This is a genomic window from Mesorhizobium sp. dw_380 (genome assembly GCF_018588885.1).
In the GTDB taxonomy this organism is placed as follows: domain Bacteria; phylum Pseudomonadota; class Alphaproteobacteria; order Rhizobiales; family Rhizobiaceae; genus Mesorhizobium.
Genome location: NZ_JAFFIW010000001.1, coordinates 313603 through 333685 on the forward strand (window position 1 = coordinate 313603; position 20083 = coordinate 333685).

A 20083-nucleotide genomic window follows, 5' to 3' on the forward strand; every position below is an offset into this window, starting at 1 on the left:
AAGAAGTGAATAGCGAATAGGGAGTAGCGAATAGGGAAGAATGGCGTTCGCGCGACGGGACATCGGATCCCTACTCGCTATTCGCTATTCGCTACTCCCTACTCGCTCCTCCGACCAACGGGAGGAGCACATATGACCAAGGTTGCAATCGTCACGGGTGGATCGCGCGGCATCGGCGCGGCGATCTCGATCGCTTTGAAGGCCGCCGGCTATTCGGTCGCCGCCAACTACGCCGGCAATGACGAGGCGGCGGCGAAGTTCAAGGCCGAGACCGGCATTCCGACCTACAAATGGTCGGTCGCCGACTATGACGCTTGCGCCGCCGGCATCAGACAGGTTGAGGCCGACCTCGGCCCGGTCTCGGTGCTGGTCAACAATGCCGGCATCACCCGCGACGCCATGTTCCACAAGATCACGCGCGAGCAGTGGAAAGAGGTCATCGACACCAATTTGTCTGGCGTCTTCAACATGACGCATCCGCTGTGGAGCGGCATGCGTGACCGCAAATTCGGCCGCGTCATCACCATCTCCTCGATCAACGGCCAGAAGGGGCAGGCCGGCCAAGTCAACTACTCCGCCGCCAAGGCCGGCGACATCGGCTTCTCGAAGGCCCTCGCTCAGGAGGGTGCGCGCGCGGGCATCACCGTCAACGTCATCTGCCCCGGCTACATCGCCACCGAGATGGTCAAGGCGATCGACGAGAAGGTGCTCAACGAGCGCATCATCCCGCAGATCCCGGTCGGCCGCCTCGGCGAGCCGGAAGAGATCGCGCGCTGCGTCGTCTTCCTTGCATCGGAGGAGGCCGGCTTCATCACCGGCTCGACTTTATCAGCCAATGGCGGCCAGTATTTCGTCTGATACGTCTGACGGCTTCGGACGATTCGTATCCTGTGGCCGACGGACCGGGAAACCGGTCCGTTTTCAACAGACGCCCTGGAGTCGCAAAAGGCCGCGCCATGCGCGATGCCCCAATCCGGCACGCAAAGGTTAATGGCTGCAGCGCCGCCTGTGCGCAACCTGTGGCCAAGCCTGTGAATTCTCGGTGGATAAGCTGTTCACAACACAAGATATTGAAGGAACAAAAGGGGAAAATTCCGCTGGCGCCGATTTGTCGCTGATTCGTTCCGGGTTTGAGCGGAATGTTAATGTTAATAGCCGCAATCCCCTGCCATTCCTTAACATCCAATTCAGAAAGATTAACGATTTCATAAGGTTGAGCGGAGGCATCGGGCCGCTTCCCTCGTTTACCGGCTAACGTTAACGGCAAAGCTCTCCCAGCATAAAACGGGCCAGTTCGGCGATTCAGCATGTGGTGAGAGTCGGGGTCCCAAAATCCATATGTAGCCGTGAACAAAACCTGAATCTGCTGGAGTCAGCGATTCGTCGCCGATTCGTTCCAGACTCGTTCCAACTCTTAATCTGCACCCGATCCCGGGCTTGACAGAGACACCCTTCGAGCCGCCGGCGGAACATTCCGCTTTCGCTTCGCGCCCGAAATCCCTATGTGTCGCCTGTCATACGCGCCGTCCAGGGCACGCTCCCGACAATGAGAGGCTAGAAAGCCCTATTTCCGAGCCGATGAACATCCAGCCGAAACACACCCAGCCGCTGATCCTGTCGGGCCGCGACGTGACCGCCGTGCTTGGGCCGACCAATACCGGCAAGACCCATCTCGCCATCGAGCGCATGGTGGCGCACGAAACCGGCATTATCGGCCTGCCGCTCCGGCTGCTGGCGCGTGAGGTTTACACCCGTGTCTGCGAAAAGGTCGGAGCCCACAAGGTTGCGCTGATCACCGGTGAGGAGAAGATCCAGCCGAAGGGCGCCAAGTATTCGGTCTGCACGGTCGAAGCCATGCCGCGCGAGACAGACGCCGCCTTCGTCGCCATCGACGAGGTGCAGCTCGCCGGCGACCTAGAGCGCGGCCACATCTTCACCGACCGCATTCTGCATCTGCGCGGCCGCCAGGAAACGCTGCTGCTGGGTGCGGCCACCATGCACGGCATCCTGCAGCGCCTGCTGAAGGGCGTCTCGGTGGTGACGCGGCCGCGGCTGTCGCACCTGGCCTATGCCGGCTCCAAGAAGCTGACCCGCCTGCCGCGCCGCACCGCGATCGTCGCCTTCTCCGCCGATGAGGTCTACGCCATCGCCGAGTTGATCCGCCGCCAGCAGGGCGGCGCCGCCGTCGTGCTCGGCGCGCTTTCACCCCGCACCCGCAACGCCCAGGTGGCGCTGTTCCAATCAGGCGATGTCGACTATCTCGTCGCCACCGACGCCATCGGCATGGGCCTCAACCTCGATCTCGACCATGTCGCCTTTGCCCAGAACCGCAAGTTCGACGGCTACCAGTATCGCAACCTGACAGCGGCCGAGCTCGGCCAGATCGCCGGCCGCGCCGGCCGACATCTGCGCGACGGCACCTTCGGCGTCACCGGCCAGGTCGACCCGCTCGACGAAGACCTGGTCAAGAAGATCGAGGGCCATGATTTTGATCCGGTGAAGGTGCTGCAGTGGCGCACCGCGCGTTTCGACTTTGCCAGCCTCGATGCGCTGAAGCGCTCGATCGAGACCAATGCCCCGGTCGAGGGCCTGACCCGCGCGCTGCCGGCGGTCGACGCACAGGCGCTCGAATATCTGTCGCGCGACGGCGACATCCGTTCGCTGGCCACCGATGCCAAACGCGTGGCGCTGCTGTGGGAAGCCTGCGCGCTCCCCGATTACCGCAAGATCGCGCCGGCCCAGCACGCCGACCTCATAGCCTCGATCTACATGGACCTTGCCCGGCATGGCCATGTCGACGAAAATTACATGGGCGAGCAGGTGCGCCGCGCCGACACCACCGAAGGCGACATCGACACGCTGTCGCACCGCATCGCTCAGATCCGCACCTGGACATTCGTGTCGAACCGGCCTGGCTGGCTGGCCGATCAGGCACACTGGCAGGAAAAGACGCGCGAAATCGAAGACAGATTGTCGGATGCGCTGCATGAGCGGTTGACGAAACGCTTCGTAGACCGCAGGACTTCCGTCCTCATGCGGCGCCTTAGAGAAAATACCATGCCTGAAGCCGAAATCAGTCCTACCGGAACCGTCCTTGTCGAAGGCCATCATGTCGGCGAGCTGCAGGGGTTCCGCTTCACCGCCGACCAGACCGCCGGCGGCGAAGACGCCAAGGCCGTGCGTACGGCCGCGCAAAAGGCGCTGGCCGCCGAGTTCGAAGCGCGCGCCGAACGCTTCGGCGCCTGCGCCAACGGCGACCTGGCACTTGGCTCGGACGGCACGCTGCGCTGGATCGGCGCGCCGATCGGCACGCTGGTTTCCGGCGAAGACACGCTGAAGCCGCGCCTGGTGCTGCTGGCCGACGAGCAGCTGACCGGCCCGGCGCGCGACAAGGTCGCCGCGCGCGCCGAACGCTTCGTCAATTTCCAGATCGAAACGCTGCTGAAGCCGCTGGTCGACCTGAAGAACGCCGAGCAGATTTCCGGCATCGGCCGTGGCATCGCCTTCCAGCTGGTCGAGAATTTCGGCCTCATCAACCGCCGCGACATCGCCGACGAGATGAAGTCGCTCGACCAGGAAGGTCGCGCAGCACTTCGCCGGCTGGGCGTGCGCTTCGGCGCCTACCATGTCTTCGTGCCGGCGCTGATCAAGCCGGCGCCCGCCGGACTGGTGACCTTGCTGTGGGCGCTGAAGAACGACGGCAAGGACAAACCGGGCTTTGGCGACGTCGTCCACGCGCTGGCGTCGGGCCGCACCTCGGTGGTCATCGACCCGGCCTTCGACAAGGCCTTCTACAAGCTTGCCGGCTATCGCAATCTCGGCCGCCGCGCCGTGCGCATCGACATATTGGAGCGGCTGGCCGACCTCATCCGTCCGGCGACCAATTGGAAGCCCGGTCTCGGCCAGCGCCCGGACGGCGCCTATGACGGCCAATCCTTCATGGTGACGCCGCCGATGATGTCGATCCTCGGCGCCACCGCCGACGACATGGAAGAGATCCTGAAAGGCCTGGGCTACCGCGCCGAGCCGAAGCCGGCGGCGGAAGTCAAGGCACGGCTCGAGGCGCAGGACAATGCCGCGCGGGAAGCTGCCGCTGCGAAACTCGCGGCGGAAGAGGCCGCGCGCGCCGAGCAGGCCAAGGCGGCGGAAGCCGCCGCTACGGATGCGGCCGCGGAGGCAGCGGTCGAGGGTTCGGAACCGGAGTCCGCCGTTGCTGTAGAGCCGGAGCCGGACAAGACCGGCGCTGTCGAGGCTGCGGCTGAAGTGCCTGCCGAGCCTGTCGCTGAGGCGGCAGCCGAACCTGTTGCTGAACAACCGGAAACTTCGACTGAAGTTACTGACGAGAACGAGCGCCTTGCGGAGTCTGTCAAGGTAGCGCCTGCTGAGAACGCCGACGCCCCCACCTCCCCCTCGATAGGGGAGGTCGCGGCGCGAAGCGAGGGGGGTGATGGCGCTGACGGCGCAAGTGGTGCTGACGACGGCGGCGCGGCCCCCACCCCGGCGCTGCGCGCCGACCCTCCCCACGAGGGGGAGGGTGAGGCCAGCGAGCCCGCCGCCGAAGCCGAAGCGCCAAAGCCGATTCTGTTGTGGCGTCAGGGCCGTTTCGACCAGCGCCCTCGTCACCATGAGGGCCGCAACAACCGCCAGCGCAACGGCCAGGCGCGCGGCCGAAGCAATGCACCGGCCGATGCAGGTGGCGCGCAGGTGGCTGCCACTCCTGGAGAACGTCCCGCCCATGAAGGGCGGCGCGACGGCGCCGGCAAGCCACGCTTCGACCGCTCCAAGTTCAAGCCCAAGCCGCAGGGCGAAGGCGAACAGCGCCGTGACGGCCGCCCGCAAGGCGAGCGTCCCGACCGCCGTGAAGGCCGGCCCGACTGGAAGGGCGGCAGACCGGACGGCAAGGGCGCGAAGCCGGCTTTCCAGCCGAAACCGCGCGAGGAGCGTCCGGCACGCTTCGATCCGGATTCGCCCTTCGCTAAGCTCGCCGCCTTGCGCGACCAGCTGAAGAAGTAGGCCAGAGCCGGATGATTTCAGGTCGAATCGACCTGAAATCTGAATCCGCCTCTAAACCAAGAGATAGAGCATGATGTCGTCCGAAAACCTCTTCGCACTTTTCGGCATCATGCTCTAGGCGCTTCGATGGTTGCTGAAGGCCGCCAGCGCATCGACAAATGGCTGTTCTTCTCGCGCGCCGTGAAATCGCGTTCGCTGGCGGCCAAGCTGGTGGTCGCCGGGCGCGTGCGCATCAATCGCGACAAAGCAGCGCAGGCCTCCGATCTGGTCAAGGCGGGCGACGTGCTGACCATCACGGTCGACCGGCGCATCTTCGTCTGGAAGGTGCTTGGCGCCGGTGTGCGGCGCGGCCCGGCCGAGGAAGCACGCACCCTCTACGAGGACATGTCGCCGCCGCCCACACCCAAGGGCGATGCCGTTCCCGATGCCATCCCGGCGCTGCGCGAGGCCGGCAGCGGCCGCCCGACCAAACGGGAGCGCCGCCAGACTGACCGCTTGCTTGACGAAGACTGAGGCTTGCCGCCCACGAAGCGGACCGCGATTTGGGGGCAACGACACCCGCCAGACAAACCCGAACCCGGCAAACGGGACACCCTTGCAGGACATTGCACGCCCTTACCGCGCTTTGCTGCATAAAATTCCATTCCGGAAATGCCGGGACCGCCGGGCATCGCAACCCTTGCAAGCGACGGTCAAAGGCGTTACCTCACGGAAAAAGCCCAACAAAACTGGCCCACTAAAGCTGGGCGTCCCGGAGCCGAGCGATGACCTATGTCGTGACCGACAATTGCATCAAATGCAAATACATGGACTGCATCGAGGTCTGTCCGGTCGATTGTTTCTACGAAGGCGAGAACATGCTCGTCATTCATCCCGACGAGTGCATCGACTGCGGCGTCTGCGAACCGGAATGCCCCGCCGACGCGATCAAGCCCGACACCGAGCCCGGCCTCGACAAATGGCTGCAGATCAACACGGAATACGCCGAGAAATGGCCCAACATCACGGCCAAGAAGGAGCCACCGGCCGACGCCAAAACCTTCGACGGCGAGGCCGGCAAGTTCGAGAAATACTTCTCCGCCGAGCCCGGCGAAGGCGATTGACAAATCGGCCGCAAAGGCCGGTATTACGCAGGGTAAGAGCCAGGTCGCATTAACCGCCTTGACAGGCGGCGCGAAGCTGTGGCCTTCGCTTATGCAGCAAAACCTTGATTCTTCCGACTTTTTGTGTTACATGAGCGAAACATGCCGGTGACACAACGTCGATTTATGGCGCAGACGCCCCAAATCACTGAAAGGTGAAAATCCCATTCCGGACCAGAGCGATCTGGGCCAGGCGGTGGCAATCCATTTGGTTGCCGGTCCGGCTTTTCCGATGGGTTCATCTGTTGTGCGGCGAACGATCGGTTCCCCCGGTCGCACGAGTTCGGGCCGGCAGGACGCCGGTACCACAACAAGGAGTTCAGGGCGTAATGGCAACGATCACCCCGCAGAAGAAGTCCACCGGTGCGCGTCACGGTTTCAAGACCGGCGAGTACATCGTCTATCCGGCGCATGGCGTCGGCCAGATCGTCTCGATCGACGAGCAGGAAGTGGCTGGTCACAAGCTGGAACTGTTCGTCATCGACTTCCAGAAGGACAAGATGCGCCTGAAGGTGCCGGTCGCCAAGGCGACCTCCATTGGCATGCGCAAACTGTCGGAAGAGGATTATGTCGAGCGCGCGCTGAAGGTCGTCCAGGGCCGCGCCCGCGTCAAGCGCACCATGTGGTCGCGCCGCGCGCAGGAATATGATGCCAAGATCAATTCGGGCGACCTGATCTCGATTTCGGAAGTCGTGCGCGACCTCTACCGCGCCGACAACCAGCCGGAGCAGTCCTATTCCGAACGCCAGCTCTATGAGGCGGCGCTCGACCGCATGGCCCGCGAGATCGCGGCCGTCAACCGTATGTCGGAAACCGAAGCCGTGCGCCTGATCGAGGTCAACCTCAACAAGGGCCCTAAGCGTGGCGCCAAGGCCGACAATGAGGAAGCCGAGCAGGAAGAAGCTGCCTGAGCTTTTTGACTTTTGAATTCTGGAAACCCGGCCTTGCGGCCGGGTTTTTTTTGACCCTCCCCCTTGTGGGGAGGGTCGCTGCGAAGCAGCGGGGTGGGCTGCGCCGGCCCCGCCCGGACCTTCGGTCCGACCTCCCCACAAGGGGAGGGCTCAGCCCCCGGCCTCTTTCTCCGCCTCCTGCTTCAACGTCGCGATGAACCGCTTGGTCCGTTCGCGCTCCGGATTGCCGAACAGCACGGCGGACGATCCCTGCTCAACGACGACGCCGGCATCGAGGAACACCGCTTCCTGTGCGATCTTGGAGGCAAGCCGCAAATCGTGCGTTGCGATCACCATGGTCGTGCCTTCGCTGGCGAGCTTGCCGAGCACGTCGACCACCTCCTGCGCCAGTTCCGGATCGAGCGCAGAGGTCGGCTCGTCGCAGAGCAGCACTTTCGGTGACGGCGCCAGTGCCCGGGCAATGGCCACGCGCTGCTGCTGGCCGCCCGACAGTGTCGCTGGCCAGGCATCGGCCTTGTGCGCCATCCCCACCTTCTCCAGCAAGGCGAGCGCCCGCTCACGTGCCTGCTCAGGCGACCATTTGAGCACCGTCACCAGCCCTTCCATGACATTCTCGATAGCGGTGCGGTGCGGGAACAGCTGGAAGTTCTGGAACACCATGCCGGTTTGCAGGCGCAGGCGCCTGATGTCTCCGGCCGGCACCTTGACGCCTGGGTGGAATTCCAGCGTTTCGTCGCCGATGCGCACCGTGCCCGAGGTCGGTATCTCCAGAAGGTTGATGCAGCGCAGCAGCGTGCTTTTGCCGCCGCCCGAAGGGCCGACGAGTGCGGTGACGCTGCCTTCGGCAATGGCAACCGTCACGCCCTTCAGCACCAGATTGTTGCCAAAGCGCTTCTCGATGTTGGTGAGGCCGATCATGAGCGTGCCTCCAGGAAGCCGCCATAGCGGTTGAGCCGTTTTTCCAGCCGCGTCTGCAAGGCCGACAGCACGGAACTCATCGCCAGATAGAGGATCGCCGCTTCGACATAGAGGATCAGCGGCTCATAGGTGGTGGCGACGATGCGTTGCGCCGCCTGGAACATCTCCGGCACGGTGATGGCGGCGGCCAGCGACGTGTCCTTGACCAGCGAGATGAAGGTGTTGGACAGCGGCGGCACCGCGACGCGGCCGGCTTGCGGCAGGATGGTGCGCCGCATCGCCTGGCTCCAGGTCATGCCGATCGAATAGGCGGCCTCCCACTGGCCTTTCGGCACCGAGCTGATGGCCGCGCGGATGATCTCCGACGTATAGGCGCCGATGTTGAGCGTGAAGCCGATCAATGCCGCCGTAAAGGCGTCGAGCAGGATGCCGACCGACGGCAGGCCGTAGAAGATCAGGAACAGCTGCACCAAGAGCGGCGTGCCGCGGAAGATCCAGACATAGAAGCGCGCGAGCGCGACCAGCGGCTTCGGGCCGAACAGGCGGCCTAGCGCTGCACCGAGGCCGACGGTCAATCCGAGGACGAAAGACAACAGCGTCAACGGCACGGTGAAGATGAGAGCGGCCCAGAGCAGCGAAGGCAGCGACTCCAGCATCAGTTGCAGCCAGTGCGGCACGAAAGACCTCCAGAATGGCGAGGCGGCGTCATCGAAGTATGGGCGCCATATCACGACAAAAGCGGCGGACCGTCAAAGACGGCTCGCCGCTGGATGCCTCGCTTGAGCCGGCACCCGGCCCATCGTCAAAAGTTACTTCGAAACGTCCTGGCCGAAATAGGTGTCGGCGATCTTCTGGTAGGTGCCGTCGGCCTTGATGTCGGCAAGCGCCTTGTTGATGGCCGCGACCAGTTCGGGATCGCCCTTGCGCACGATAACGCCGGAATAATCGGCATTTTCCTCTTGCGCGGCGATCTTCACATTGGCGTCGGGCTTGTGCTTCTTGAAGTCGAGGAACGACAGGCTGTCATTGATGGTGGCGTCGGCGCGACCGGTCAAAAGCAGCTGGATCGACTGGTCGAAGCCGTCGGTTCCGACCAGCTCGGCGCCGTTCGTCTCGGCCAGCTTGCCGAAGTTCGAGGTCAGCGACTGCGCCGACTTCTTGCCCTTGAGGTCGGCGAAACTCTTGATGTCGGTGTTGTCGCCGCGCACGATCAGCACCGCCTTGGAGGCGATGTAGGGCTCGGAGAAATCGTACTTGGCCTTGCGCGCGTCGGTGATGCCGACCTCGTTGATGACGGCGTCGTAGCGTTTGACGTCGAGACCGGCGATCAGCCCGTCCCACTTGCCTTCGAGGAACTCGACCTTGACCCCGAGCTTGCCGGCGATCGCCTTGGCGATTTCGACGTCGAAGCCGACCAGCGCGCCGGACGCGTCATGATAGGTGAAGGGTGCGTAAGTGCCTTCCGTACCGACCTTGATGACCCCGGCCTGCTTGATCTGGTCGAGATTGGCGCCGGCATGGCCCGATGCGACGGCCAGGGCCTGCAGTGTTCCGGCGATGATGAGCGACTTGAGCCATTTCATTTTTCTGTGATCCCGTCCTTGGCTTGATATCAGGCCTGTTGTGAGGGCTGGAAAATGACAGACGAAGGCCGAAAGAATAAGGAACAAGATTTCAAAAATAAATAATTTCTGAAACCTCATTCTCAAAATGAGAGTCTTCCCCACGTAAGAAGCTTCCGGGGAACCATATCGAAATCGCCCGGACAGCATCGCTCGCCTGCCCGCGCCAGCGGAACTTTTCTCGCGCATGGCAGTTTTGGCTGTTCTAGGGCACGACGCCGCCATTTCAACCCCGGCGCCGGGCAAGTTCGCAAGGTCATCCGCATCGCCTGAGCCAGGGAGCGCCTCATGATGGAAGACACGGCAGGACGGATCATGGTCCGCGCGGCAATGAAGGCTCCCTATCTCGAACGCGACGAGGAGCACCGGCTCGCCTTGCTCTGGAAGGAAGACAACGACCAGAACGCCCTGCACAGCATCACGGTCGCCCATATGCGGCTGGTCATATCGATGGCCTCGAAATTCCGCCATTACGGCCTGCCGCTCGGCGATCTGATCCAGGAGGGCCATGTCGGTTTGCTCGAGGCTGCCGCGCGTTTCGAACCGGAGCGCGAGGTGCGGTTCTCGACCTATGCGACGTGGTGGATCCGCGCCTCGATGCAGGACTACATCCTGCGCAACTGGTCGATCGTGCGCGGCGGCACGAGTTCTGCACAGAAGGCCCTGTTCTTCAATCTCAGGCGCTTGCGTGCCCGGCTGGCGAACGGCCCGGAGCCGCTGTCGAACACAAATCTCTACCGCGAAGTGTCGGTTGCGCTTGGCGTCTCCGAGGCTGATGTGGCGATGATGGATTCAAGGCTGTCGGCTCCGGATTCCTCGCTGAACGTGCCGCTTGCCGACGAGTCCGGCGCCACCGAGCGGATGGATTTCCTGGTCTCGGACGACCCGCTGCCCGACGAGATCGTCGGCGACAAGATCGACGTAGCGCGCCGCTCGCATTGGCTAAGGGAGGCTCTCGCCGCCCTGAACGCCCGCGAACTCCGCATCATCGAGGAACGTCGGCTGACCGACGAAGGCGCCACGCTGGAAGCACTGGGCGAAACACTCGGCATTTCCAAGGAGCGCGTTCGCCAGATCGAGGCGCGCGCCATGGAAAAGCTCAAGGTCGCGCTGGTCAAGCAGAACCCGGAATTTCTGGCGACTGCCGCCTAACCTCCAAAAAAGGTCAGAGCCCGTTCGTTGAAAACTCGGTCCGCTGAGGTCCAGCCGAGTGAGTTTGCAACGGCTCTTATTTGTCGGTGACGATCTTGACCTTGTCGCCGGCCGAAACCGCGGCTCCCGGCGACAGCGCGTTGAGCACGCGGAACAGGTCGAGCTTGCGGTCGACGCCGACCATCTGCGCGGCGAGCGAGCCCATGGTCTGCCCTGGCTGCACGGTGAGCACGCGGATATGCAGCGGCTTCAAGGCCGCCTTCTCAGCAGCGCTCAGGATACGGAACGACCCGCTGACCGAGCGTGCAACCGTTTCCAGCGAGGTGCTGGCGGAGGGTGCCGCGGTCAGCAGCCGGTAGACCTGGCCGCCGGCACGGATCACCGCAATGTCGAACTGCCAGCCTTCGGCGCCGGCATGCGCGGTCGCGGCCTCGTTGCCGTTGATGGTTTCCTGCTTGACGGTGCTGTCGTCGAGACCAGCCACCCAGCCGCTGCGGATATAGTCGGTCAAGGCGCGGTTCTTGTCGATCGAAACGCCGTCGAAGCGGATCGCTATGTCGCCCGGCCCGGTCGCCGTCACCGCCGCCGCCGAATTGTCGATGATGAACCCGTCCGGCACCGTGAATGACACGCCGAGGCCTGGATGCAGGAAGGTCTCGCCCCGCACATAGCCTTCCTCCGGCGTGTCGCCATAGAGCAGGCCGTCTACGCCTGCGAGGAAGGAATCGCGGTCGCGCGTGCCGACGCCGGGCGCGCCGAATTGGCGGGCGTGGCGCTGCGCCAGGTCGATGCGCTGCGGCGTGTTGGGATGGGTGGCCAGGAAGTCGAGGCTGGCGTCGGTGGCGCCGCTGATCGAGCGGAAATCGGTGTAGGCCGACATCGACTGCAGGAAGCGGCCGGCCGCGTAGGGGTCGTAGCCAGCTTCGCCGATCGACTTGATGCCGATGGCATCGGCCTCAAGTTCCTGGTTGCGCGAGAACTGCGCCAGCCTGAGCTTGCCGCGGATCAGTGCCGCCTTGGCGGTCGGGCTGTCGCCCAGCACATCCGAGACCACCTTGGTCGCCAGGCCTTCTTCGGCCTCCAGCTGCTGGCGCTGCAGGCCGTGATTGGCGGTGACGTGGCCCATCTCATGCGCGATGACAGCGGCAAGCTCGGACGAATCATTGGCCAGCGCCAGCAGACCGCGTGTGATGTAGAGATAGCCGCCCGGCAGAGCGAAGGCGTTGACGTTGGGCGAATTGAGGATGGTGATGCGGTAGGTCTGGGTCGGGTTCGCCGACACCACAGTCAGGTTGCCGACCACCTTGGCGACCATGCGCTCCAGCTTGGGATCGGAATACTCGCCGCCATAGGTGGCAAGGATGCGCGGATGTTGCGCCTTGGCCAGCTCGGCGAGCTTGTTGTTGGCGGCGACATTGTCGACCGTGATCGGCTTGTCGGACGGCTGGAAGCCGGATTCCTGGACCGCCGGAGGCGTGAACATCTGACAGCTTGCCAAGGCCACGGCAAAACCAGCCAGCGCCAGAAAGCGCGCCAGCGGATTCAATCTTGGTCTGTCAACGCCGATCGCCAGAACGGCTTCCTTTCAGGTCCCGACGCATGATCACGAAAATCGGGGGCGATCTTCGGAACCTGTCATGCGCAAAAACAAAACTTCTACAGCATCCGTCACGCGTCCCTCGGGGCGTGCGGCGGATGCTGCAGGCAAATCACGGCCTGTGCCGGACCGGTATTGAGCGGACCTAGCCACACTACTCCAGTCATGGCAAGCAAGCGCCTCATCGCCCGAACCCGGTTTGACCGTAAATTATGTCCGCTTCCGGGCAATATCTCGTGATACGGCATCCCCGGCACCTGCGCCGATATAGCGCCGGAAGGCTTGCGGACCAGCCCCGGCAAAAAAATCCTTCGCCTTGCCGGTGGCCGCGACAATACCGTCGTCCAGGAACACCACATTCTGAGCGATCCGGCGGGCATCTTCAGGCTGGTGCGTGACAAACAGCACCGTCATGCCCCGCTCGGCATGAACGGCCGCGACCAGATCCAGCATGTCGTCGCGCAAGGCAGGCCCGAGTGAGGCGAAGGGTTCGTCGAGCAGGAGCACCGGCCTGTCGCGCACCAGCACCCGTGTCAGCGCAACGCGCTGCCGTTCGCCGCCGGAGAGTTCGCGCGGCAGACGCTTCTCCTTGCCGGCAAGGCCGGTGCGCGCCAGCGCGCCAGCGATATCAGCGCGGTCGGCTTCGGTCAGTCGCAGCGATGGCGAGCGGCCGAGCCCGACATTCTGCTCGACGGAAAGATGGGCGAAGAGGTTGTTTTCCTGGAACACCATCGACACCGGCCGCGCTGCCGGCCGCGCGGCGCTGACATCGGCGCCGCCGATCAGCACATGGCCGGACCGGGGCGTCTCGAAGCCGGCGACCAGATTGAGCAGCGTCGACTTGCCCGAGCCGCTCGGCCCCATGATGGCGGTGATTTCCGCTGCGGCGAACGCAACATCGAAGGCCAGCGGCGCCTCGCCCTCGCCATAGCTGAACGAAACCTTGTCCAGCCGCACCGGAGCACCCTTCCTGCCAGTTGCCCCGTCAGACATCGCGGGCCATTTCCTTTCCCAGCCGATCCGCGGCCAGGACCAGCGCCAGGCAAACCAGGCCGAGCAACAGTGCCAGGCCGGCGGCGTCCGCGGTGCGGTAGCTGCCCATGCGCGCCAGCAGAAGGTAGGGCAATGTCTGCACGGAATCACTGCCGAACAGCGCGATGACGCCGAGATCGCCAAGCGACAGCGCCATGGCGAAAGCGAAGGCGGTGGCGAGTGGACGCCGCAGCGACGGCCAATCGACCAGCCGCAGCCTTGCCCAGCCGGAAATGCCGAGCTGCGCGCAGAGCCGTTCGTGACGTTCGCTTGCCGCATCATAGGCGGGGCGGACGGCGCGCAGCGCGAACGGCATCGCCATGACAGCATTGACGGTGACGACCATGACCGGAGCGATGGCAAAGACGTCGCCGAAATGGCGCAGCAGCAGGAACCAGCCCGCGCCGACGACGATCGGCGGCACGACCAGGACGAACCCGGCGCCGGTATCCGTGGCATGTTCGAGCAATGTGCTGGGGCCGGCGCGGCGGTTCAACGCCAGCGCCCGGCGCGCCATGGTCAATGCCAGCGACAGCATCACCGAAAGCAGCGCCGACAGAAAGGCCAGCACCGCGCTGGTCAGTGTCGCCTGCCGGACAGTGGCCTCGCCGGCGAGCCGGCCGAGATCGGCGCCCAAGCCGGCGATCACCGTGGCTGCCATCGGTCCAGCAACGAACAGCAGCGCGAGTGCGATGAGCGCGGCGTTCAGCGAGGTCTCGGTCCGGTTGACCGAGAGATAGCGGCGCGGCGCAACCGGCAGGTTGGTGTCGCCGACGACGTTCACGCCAAGTCGCGTCAGCGCCAGCACCACGACAAAGGTCAGCGCGATCTGCAGCAATGTCAGGGTGACGGCTCGCGCGGGATCGAAATCGAAGCGCAGCGCCTGATAGATGCCGACTTCCAGCGTCGTCGCGGCCGGTCCGCCGCCGAGCGTCAGCACGATGGTGAACGATGTGATGCAGAGCATGAAGACGAGCCCGGCGACTCCGGGAAAGGCGGCGCGCAACGTCGGCCATTCGATCAGCCGGAACGCCGGCCGAGCGCCCATGCCAAGCTGGCTCGCCAGCCGCCATTGGTCGGCTGGTATGGTCTGCAGCGCCTCGAGGAATAGCCGCACGCTGAGCGGCAGGTTGAAGAAGACATGGGCGACGAGAATGCCCGATAGGCCGTAGATCCCCGGCCAGCCCTGGCCGCCGGCCGCGCTGAACAGGCCGGCGAAATAGCCGGCGCGGCCGTAGAGCGCCAGTATGCCGAGCGCCGCGACGATCGCCGGCAGCGCCAGCGGCACGGCGAAGAGCTGCAGGATGAAGGCGCGGCCCAGGAAGCGCGGATGCCGCGACAGGGCGCGTGCAACGAACAATGCCGGGATGACCGAAAGCAGGGTCGACAGCGCCGCTTGCCAGAGCGTGAAGCGCACCACGCGCAAGAGGTAGGGATCGAAGGCTGCCAGGGCGCCCGAGAAATCATGGGCGCCTTCGACAAGCAGCCCGGCAAACGCGCCGCCGATCAGCAGCGTGATCGCGGCAAGCGCGATGATGCCGGCGGCGATACGGTGGTCAGACGCGCGTCTTCCACCCTCCCCCTTGTGGGGAGGGTCGGAGCGCGGATGCCGCGAAGCGGTATCCGCGAGCCGGGGTGGGGGTGAGGCAGTGCTCAGCGTCGCAGCCCCCACCCCGCTCCGCTTCGCGGATCGACCCTCCCCACAAGGGGGAGGGTGAGGTGCGCGCTCATTTGCTCATCACCGCCAGCCATTCATCCACCCATGCCTTGCGGTTGGCGGCGACCTCTTGCGGGCTGAACAGCAAGGTCTTGGTCGGCTTGACCAGTTTGTCGAAGGCCGGGTTGAGCGGCTTGTCGGTCTTGCCGGCCGGGAACATCCAGTTGGTCTCCGGAATAGCGTCCTGGAATTTCGGTCCGGTCATGAAGGCTATGAATTTCGCGGCCAGCGGGTTCTTGGCGCCCGTGGTGGTGATGCCGGCGACCTCGATCTGCAGATATTCGCCTTCTTCAAAGGACGCCGCCTGGTAGCGCTGCGTATTCTCGGCGACCATGTGATAGGCCGGCGAGGTCGTGTAGGACAGCACCATCGGCGCCTCGCCCTTGGTGAACAGGCCATAGGCCTCGCTCCAGCCCGGCGTCACGGTCAGCACCTTCGCCTTGAGCTTGGCCCAGGCTTCCGGCGCCTTGTCGCCATAGACCGACTTCACCCACAACAGCAGGCCGAGACCGGGGGTCGAGGTGCGCGGATCCTGGATGACGATCTTGTCGTCGGCACTGCCCTCGACCAGCTCCTTCAGGCTCTTGGGCGGCGTCTTCAGCTTTTCGGTGTCATAGACGACAGCGAAATAGCCGTAGTCGAAGGGAACGAAGGTATCGTCGCTCCAGCCGCCCGGCACATTGACATCCGTGACCGCGCCATGCGGGGTAAACAGGCCGGAAGCCTTGGCATCGGCGGTGAGATTTGTGTCGAGACCGAGCACGATATCGGCCTTGGTCGATGCCCCTTCGAGCTTGACGCGGTTGAGCAGGGCCACACCATCGGCGACCGAGACGAACTCGACATCGCAGCCGCACTCGGCCTCGAATTCCTTCTTCACCACGGGACCCGGACCCCAGTCGGCGGTGAAGCTCTCATAGGTGTAGACGGTGAGCTTGTCCTTGGCAAAAGCCGGCCCGGACAGCGCCACAACCAGTGCTGAAGCAGCTGAAGCAAGAGAGTATAAGAGCGTGCGCATCGGCGCCTCCTTCGTTCGTGTGACAAGGAATTGAGGCGTCGGACTATCCGAAACGTCTAATCCCTCCGCCGGTACAAACCGGATCAGGTTCAGCGGGTTGGCGAGACTGCCTCTCAGCCGGTCCGCGAAGATCGCGTCCGGCACCCCGTTAGAGCGTTTCGAGACATAGGCCCGGCCGACGAACCACGCAAGTGGGAGTTTGCCGCCTTCCGTTTCCCGTGCCGGGCTGGTAAGGGCGACAGGATATGAGCACATTCACCATCCTGCTTGGCGGCGATCTCATCCGCACGCCCCGGCTCGACCGCCAGGTCGAAGGCTCGCGCGTCATCGCCGCCGACGCCGGCATCGGTCATGCACGGATGCTGGGCCTTGTCCCGGAACTGTGGGTGGGTGACTTCGATTCCGTACCGGCCAATCTGCCTGACGATCTTGCCGCCGTCCCTCGCCAGACCTTCCCGGCGGAAAAGGACAAGACCGATGGCGAACTGGCGATCGCCGCGGCACTTGAACGCGGCGCAACCCGCCTTGTGCTGGCAGGAGCCTTCGGCGGCGAGCGCGCCGATCATGCCTTCCTGCACCTGGCGCTCGGCCTGCGCCTGGCCGAGGCCGGAACGGACGTGCTGCTGACCAGCGGTGCACAGGAAGGCGTGCCCCTGCTGCACGGCATAGCCGGTTTCGACTATGCCGGCGGCACGCTGTTTTCGATTCTCGGCTTTTCCGACCTTGCCGGCCTGACCGTCACCGGCGCCAAATGGCCGCTGAACCAGGTCGAAGTGGCTTTCGGGTCGTCACTGACCATTTCCAACGAGGTCAAGGGCCATCTCGAAATCGCGCTCGGCCGTGGCCGCGCGATGCTGCTCGCTCATCCCCATCCACTGCCTGAAAGCTGACATGGCGCCGCCCCTTCTCAATCTCGACGGGATAAAGCTGACCTTTGGCGGCACGCCGCTACTCGACGGCGCCGCCTTGACCGCTTCGGCCGGCGACAAGATCGCGCTTGTCGGCCGCAACGGGTCGGGCAAGTCGACCCTGCTCAAGATCGCCGCCGACCTGATCGAACCGCAGGACGGCGAAGTCTTCCGCCAGCCTTCGGCGACCGTGCGCTATCTGCCGCAGATGCCCGACATGGAGGGCTTTGCCACCGTGCGCGCCTATGTCGAGGCAGGCCTTGGCCCCGCCGACGATCCCTACCGCGCCAGCTATCTGATGGAACATCTCGGCCTGTCGGGCGAGGAACGGCCGAACGATCTGTCGGGCGGCGAAGCCAGGCGTGCCGCGCTTGCCCGTGTCATGGCGCCGGAACCCGACATTCTGCTGCTTGATGAGCCGACCAATCATCTTGATTTGTCCGTCATCGAATGGCTGGAAGAAGAGCTTGTCCGCACCTCCTCGGCGCTCATCGTCATCTCCCACGACCGCCGCTTCCTCGAACGCGTGTCGCGCGCCACCGTCTGGCTCGACCGTGGCCAGACGCGCAGGCTGGACAAGGGCTTTGGCCATTTCGAGGAATGGCGAGACCTGGTGCTGGAAGAGGAGGAGCGCGAGCAGCACAAGCTCGGCCGCCAGATCGTGCGCGAGGAACACTGGCTGCGCTATGGCGTCACGGCGCGGCGCAAGCGCAACATGCGACGTCTCGGCGAGTTGCAGACCATGCGCCAGCGCTTTCGTGGCCATCGCGGCGCCGAAGGATCGGCAACCATGGTGGCGAGCGACGCCGCCGAATCCGGCAAGCTGGTCATCGAGGCCAAAAACATCGAAAAGAGCTTTGGCGACCTCGCCGTGGTCAAAGGGTTCTCGACCCGCATCCAGCGCGGTGACCGCGTCGGCCTGGTCGGGCCGAACGGCGTCGGCAAGACGACGCTGCTGAAGATGCTGACCGGCGAACTGCAACCGGATGCCGGTTCGGTGCGGCTCGGCACCAATCTGGAGATCGCCACGCTCGACCAGAAGCGCGAGGCGGTGGACCCGCAGGAGACGCTGGCGCAATACCTCACCGACGGACGCGGCGAAAACCTCGTCATCAATGGCGAGCAGCGCCACGTCGTCTCCTACATGAAGGATTTCCTGTTCAAGCCGGAGCAGGCCCGCACGCCGGTGCGCGAGCTTTCCGGCGGCGAGCGGGCGCGGCTGATCCTGGCGCGCGTGCTGGCGCGGCCGGCGAACCTGCTCGTGCTCGATGAACCGACCAACGATCTCGACATGGAGACGCTGGAACTGCTGCAGGAACTGGTCGCCGGCTTTGCCGGCACCGTCATCCTGGTCAGCCACGACCGCGATTTCCTCGACCGCACCGTCACCAGCATCATCGCGCCGGACGGCGGCGGCCGCTGGATCGAATATGCCGGCGGCTATTCCGACATGCTGGCGCAGCGTGGCGGCACCAGGCTCGACGATCGCAAGGCGCGCGGCAAGGCTGAAGCCAGCGATACACCGGCGCCAGCCAGGAGCGAGCCGGCAGCACCAAAAGGGCCGGCGAAGAAACTGTCGTTCAAGCAGAAATTCGCTTTGGACTCCTTGCCCAAGAAGATCGAGGCGGTGACGGCCTCGATTTCACGGTTGGAGAACAACATCGCCGACCCGGCCTATTACGAGCGCGATCCAGCCTCTTTCCAGAAGACCATCGCCGCCCTCGACAAGGAGCGTGCGACGCTGGCGGCACTGGAGGAAGAGTGGCTGGAACTGGAAATGTTGCGCGAGGAGATGGAAGGGTAGGAGCGTTCGGCCGTAGCCAGTATTGCTTGATCCATTGTCGCGATGCGCATACATTATGCGCATGTTGCGGAGGCTATTATGCGTAAGATTGCCTTGAATGCGATCCGTCAGCCGGCAAATCTGTCGATCGATTCCAACCTCATGAGGGAAGCCAAGGGGCTTGATGTTAATGTCTCGCGCGCCGCGGAAGCTGGCATCGCGGAAGCGGTAGCGGCCGAAAAAACACGGCTGTGGAAGCTTGAGAACCGCGCCACGATGGATGCGTGGAACGACTACATCGAGAAACACGGCATCCCGTTGCAAGAGCACCGGCAATTCTGATGCCCCGCTATGATGTCTTCGCCAGTCGCGTCGAAGGCAACTATTTGCTCGATGTTCAGTCCGACCTGCTCGACAATTTCAAGACGCGGCTAGTCGTGCCGCTGCTGCCGGTTGCAATGGTGCCGCCGCCGATGCGAAAGCTTCATCCGATTTTCGAGATCAACGGCCGGAAGCTGGTTATGGCGACACACCTGATTGCCACCGTTCCGGCAACCGAATTGGGTGAAAGTCGGCTGAATCTGACGAAGCATCACGACGACATTGTCGCCGCGCTCGACATGCTGTTCCAGGGTTTCTGACCGAAGGCGCCCGTTGCGCCGCCCTCCTCAACCCGCCGTCTTGGCCTGCCAGGCCTTGATCGCCTCGTCGAACACCTTCTCGCCGGGGATGCCCTTTTCCATCGTCAGCAGCGCCCGCCGGCCGGTCTTGTAGACCACCGGCACGTCGATCCAGTCCTGGCCGCGCAGCAAGGTCATGTTGGCGTCCTCGTCGGCCTTGGTGTCGTTGAGCGCGACGAGGAAGAAGCCGTCGGCGATCTTGGCCGGAATGCCGATCAGCGGGCTGCCGGCGTCCTGTTCGGAGCTCTTCATGGCGACGCGCAGGATGTTGTCGACACCGCCGCCTTCGAACCCGTCGGGCGTCAGGAAGATCATCTCGATGATATGACTGGCCGGCAGGGTCTGATCGGTGTTGCGGCGGATGGTCATGCGCAACTGGATGTCCTTGCCGGGAATGGTCGCCTCGGCACGGATCGCGGGCTCGGGCGGCAGGTCGCCGCCGGGCGATTCCTGGACCAGCGACCAGACGATGCTGCCGGGCTCGGCCGAACCTTGCGCTGTGCTGGTGCGCTCCTCATAGAAGATCGCCTTCTGGCCGACCGGAACCGAGGCTTGCGTTGCCGGAGCGGCGGCCGGGGCCGCCGGCGGGG

Annotated in this window: 17 protein-coding genes, 1 pseudogene and 1 riboswitch; of the genes and pseudogenes, 10 read left to right on the forward strand and 8 right to left on the reverse strand. The window is 64.2% G+C overall.

The window, feature by feature from the left end; all coding sequences use genetic code 11:
* Positions 1-132: 132 nt before the first annotated feature.
* The 5 genes from phbB (at position 133) to JT360_RS01610 (ending at position 7066) form a co-directional block, all read left to right on the forward strand.
* On the forward strand, positions 133-858 hold the full coding sequence (gene phbB / locus JT360_RS01590) for an acetoacetyl-CoA reductase (RefSeq protein WP_214469726.1): 726 nt from the start codon (positions 133-135) through the stop codon (positions 856-858).
* 720 nt (positions 859-1578) lie between these two features.
* Complete coding sequence (locus JT360_RS01595) at positions 1579-5013, forward strand: helicase-related protein (RefSeq protein ID WP_214469727.1); 3435 nt, start codon at positions 1579-1581, stop codon at positions 5011-5013.
* Positions 5014-5139: 126 nt separating this feature from the next.
* Positions 5140-5526, forward strand: a complete 387-nt coding sequence (locus JT360_RS01600) for an RNA-binding S4 domain-containing protein (RefSeq protein ID WP_214469728.1) — start codon at positions 5140-5142, stop codon at positions 5524-5526.
* 251 nt (positions 5527-5777) lie between these two features.
* A complete protein-coding gene (fdxA, locus tag JT360_RS01605) occupies positions 5778-6116 on the forward strand; it encodes a ferredoxin FdxA (protein WP_008873823.1) in 339 nt (112 codons plus the stop codon).
* A gap of 368 nt (positions 6117-6484) precedes the next feature.
* Positions 6485-7066: a CarD family transcriptional regulator gene (locus JT360_RS01610; RefSeq protein ID WP_010911999.1), complete on the forward strand. Its 582-nt coding sequence runs from the start codon at positions 6485-6487 to the stop codon at positions 7064-7066.
* Between the two features lie 150 nt (positions 7067-7216).
* Here the strand turns inward: JT360_RS01610 and JT360_RS01615 are convergent, their stop codons facing one another.
* The 3 genes from JT360_RS01615 to JT360_RS01625 form a co-directional block, all read right to left on the reverse strand.
* Complete coding sequence (locus JT360_RS01615; protein WP_214469729.1) at positions 7217-7984, reverse strand: amino acid ABC transporter ATP-binding protein; 768 nt, start codon at positions 7982-7984, stop codon at positions 7217-7219.
* Positions 7981-8661, reverse strand: coding sequence for an amino acid ABC transporter permease (locus JT360_RS01620; protein ID WP_214469730.1), 681 nt, complete (start codon positions 8659-8661; stop codon positions 7981-7983). The genes JT360_RS01615 and JT360_RS01620 overlap by 4 nt, the downstream gene beginning before the upstream one ends.
* Positions 8662-8793: 132 nt before the next feature.
* Positions 8794-9567, reverse strand: a complete 774-nt coding sequence (locus JT360_RS01625) for an amino acid ABC transporter substrate-binding protein (RefSeq protein WP_214469731.1) — start codon at positions 9565-9567, stop codon at positions 8794-8796.
* 327 nt (positions 9568-9894) lie between these two features.
* Here JT360_RS01625 and JT360_RS01630 point away from each other — a divergent pair, with 327 nt between their 5' ends.
* A complete protein-coding gene (locus tag JT360_RS01630) occupies positions 9895-10758 on the forward strand; it encodes an RNA polymerase factor sigma-32 (protein ID WP_214469732.1) in 864 nt (287 codons plus the stop codon).
* A gap of 76 nt (positions 10759-10834) precedes the next feature.
* Here the strand turns inward: JT360_RS01630 and JT360_RS01635 are convergent, their stop codons facing one another.
* From JT360_RS01635 to thiB, 4 genes are all read right to left on the reverse strand, one after another.
* Positions 10835-12304 carry a M48 family metalloprotease gene (locus JT360_RS01635; protein ID WP_214469733.1) on the reverse strand — a complete coding sequence of 490 codons (1470 nt, stop codon included), beginning with the start codon at positions 12302-12304 and terminating at the stop codon, positions 10835-10837.
* 261 nt (positions 12305-12565) lie between these two features.
* Complete coding sequence (gene thiQ / locus JT360_RS01640; protein WP_214469734.1) at positions 12566-13348, reverse strand: thiamine ABC transporter ATP-binding protein; 783 nt, start codon at positions 13346-13348, stop codon at positions 12566-12568.
* Positions 13341-14936: a thiamine/thiamine pyrophosphate ABC transporter permease gene (gene thiP, locus JT360_RS01645; protein WP_214469756.1), complete on the reverse strand. Its 1596-nt coding sequence runs from the start codon at positions 14934-14936 to the stop codon at positions 13341-13343. The genes thiQ and thiP overlap by 8 nt, the downstream gene beginning before the upstream one ends.
* Positions 14937-15114: 178 nt before the next feature.
* Positions 15115-16122, reverse strand: coding sequence for a thiamine ABC transporter substrate binding subunit (gene thiB, locus JT360_RS01650; RefSeq protein WP_214469735.1), 1008 nt, complete (start codon positions 16120-16122; stop codon positions 15115-15117).
* Between the two features lie 43 nt (positions 16123-16165).
* Positions 16166-16280, reverse strand: a riboswitch (TPP riboswitch).
* Between the two features lie 87 nt (positions 16281-16367).
* Here thiB and JT360_RS01655 point away from each other — a divergent pair.
* The 4 genes from JT360_RS01655 to JT360_RS01670 all read left to right on the forward strand — a co-directional run bounded on the left by JT360_RS01655 (position 16368) and on the right by JT360_RS01670 (position 19454).
* Positions 16368-17012, forward strand: a complete 645-nt coding sequence (locus JT360_RS01655; RefSeq protein ID WP_214469736.1) for a thiamine diphosphokinase — start codon at positions 16368-16370, stop codon at positions 17010-17012.
* Position 17013: 1 nt separating this feature from the next.
* Entirely contained in the window at positions 17014-18834 is a 1821-nt protein-coding gene (locus JT360_RS01660) for an ABC-F family ATP-binding cassette domain-containing protein (protein ID WP_214469737.1), read from the forward strand.
* Positions 18835-18912: 78 nt separating this feature from the next.
* On the forward strand, positions 18913-19155 hold the full coding sequence (locus JT360_RS01665) for a type II toxin-antitoxin system CcdA family antitoxin (RefSeq protein ID WP_214469738.1): 243 nt from the start codon (positions 18913-18915) through the stop codon (positions 19153-19155).
* Positions 19155-19454 carry a CcdB family protein gene (locus JT360_RS01670; protein ID WP_214469739.1) on the forward strand — a complete coding sequence of 100 codons (300 nt, stop codon included), beginning with the start codon at positions 19155-19157 and terminating at the stop codon, positions 19452-19454. The genes JT360_RS01665 and JT360_RS01670 overlap by 1 nt, the downstream gene beginning before the upstream one ends.
* Before the next feature lie 27 nt (positions 19455-19481).
* Here the strand turns inward: JT360_RS01670 and JT360_RS01675 are convergent.
* Positions 19482-20083 (reverse strand): annotated as a pseudogene (locus JT360_RS01675) (hypothetical protein); the annotation flags it as partial.